Raw genomic sequence first — 1,423 nt, 5'->3', positions numbered from 1 at the left:
GCTCTTCACGAATGAGGGTGTAGCGCGGGTCTGAACCCTCCGGCTTCGAGCAGCGACCGAGCGATGTAGTGGGTGAGGTTGCGGAAGCCGAGGGCGGAGCCGCGGAGGTGTTCGAGTCGCCCGTTGATGGCCTCGGTCGGGCCGTTGCTGGTGCCGGGGCGGTCGAAGAACGCGAGGATGTCGCCCGCCCGCTGCTTCATGGTCCGGCCGAGCTTGCGGACCTCGACGAGCACCGCGGGAACGCCGCTGCTGATCGCAGCGATCACCTCCTGCATCATCGCCTTCGCTTTCTTCTTGTCGGGCTCCCGGTAGGCCGCGACGATGCGCTGGTAGATGCCCCAGGTCGCCTCGACCTCGACGTGCTCCTCGCTCGCGAACACTGCGTCCAGGCGTGCCCGCTGCCGGTCGGTGAGCAGGCTAGCCCCGGTATGCAGGGTGCGGCGGGCTTTGTAGAGCGGGTCGCCCTTGAGCCCGCGGTGACCGGTGGTGTCTTGCTGGACCCGACGCCGGCAGACATCCAGCGCGTCGCCGGCGAGGCGGACCACGTGGAACGGGTCCATGACGGGGACGGCGTCGGGGAGTTCCTCGGCGGCAGCGGTCTTGAACCCGGCGAAGCCGTCCATCGCGACCACCTCGATCCGCTTCGCCCAGTCCGCAGGGCGGGCGGCGAGCCACTGCTTGAACACCGCCTTGGAGCGGCCCTCGACCATGTCCAGCAGCCTCGCCGGCCCGGTCTTGTTCCTCGCGGGCGTGAGGTCGATGATCACGGTGACGTACTTGTCGCCCAGCCTCGTGTGTCGCCAGACGTGCTCGTCGACACCGATCGTGGTGACCCCGTCGAACCGGGCGGGGTCGTCGATCAGGCGCCGCTTGCCTTCCGCGAGGACGGCGGTGTTCGCGGCACTCCAGGACACCCCGAGACCTGCGGCGACGCGGGTGACGGTGAGGTGGTCGATGACGATGCCCCGCAGCGCCCACTCCAGGCCGCCGCGGGAGATCTTCGCACGCGGCGCCGCTGCCCGCGTCATGTCCTGCCGCCACGTGCGCCGGCAGTGTCCGCACCGGTACCGGCGCACCCGCACCAGCAGGGTCGTCGGCCGGTGCCCGAACGGCTCGTGCGCCAGTCGACGCGTGACCGTGTCCCGCGGCACGCCCTCGACACCGCACTTCCGACACCACGGGTCGTCCCCGACGACGCGGCATTCGATCGTGGCCCGATCCGGCTCGATCAGCTGGCCGACGGCGACGAGGCCGAGCTCGTCGAGGCGGCAGAACGTGGTCAGGTCAGGGGTCGCGAAAGTAGGGTGGAGCACGTCGAGGTCTTTCGGGATGGCGAGCGTGAAGAACTTCCATCATCCGGGAGACCTCGACCCCTACCCGGCCACCGACGCGCTCAACCGACTACACCCTCGTTCGTGAAGAG

At 69.6% G+C, this 1,423-nt stretch carries 1 protein-coding gene; it reads right to left on the bottom strand.

Translation table 11 applies throughout. The annotated features are described in order from the left end of the window. Positions 1-5 precede the first annotated feature (5 nt). Positions 6-1,313, bottom strand: a complete 1,308-nt coding sequence (locus tag HMPREF0321_RS00115; protein WP_006943264.1) for an ISL3 family transposase — start codon at positions 1,311-1,313, stop codon at positions 6-8. Between the last annotated feature and the right edge of the window lie 110 nt (positions 1,314-1,423).

Source organism: Dermacoccus sp. Ellin185 (assembly GCF_000152185.1).
Taxonomy (GTDB): domain Bacteria; phylum Actinomycetota; class Actinomycetes; order Actinomycetales; family Dermatophilaceae; genus Dermacoccus; species Dermacoccus nishinomiyaensis.
Note: the sequence above shows the minus strand (reverse complement) of the source record. Positions and strands in the feature narration are given on the sequence as shown.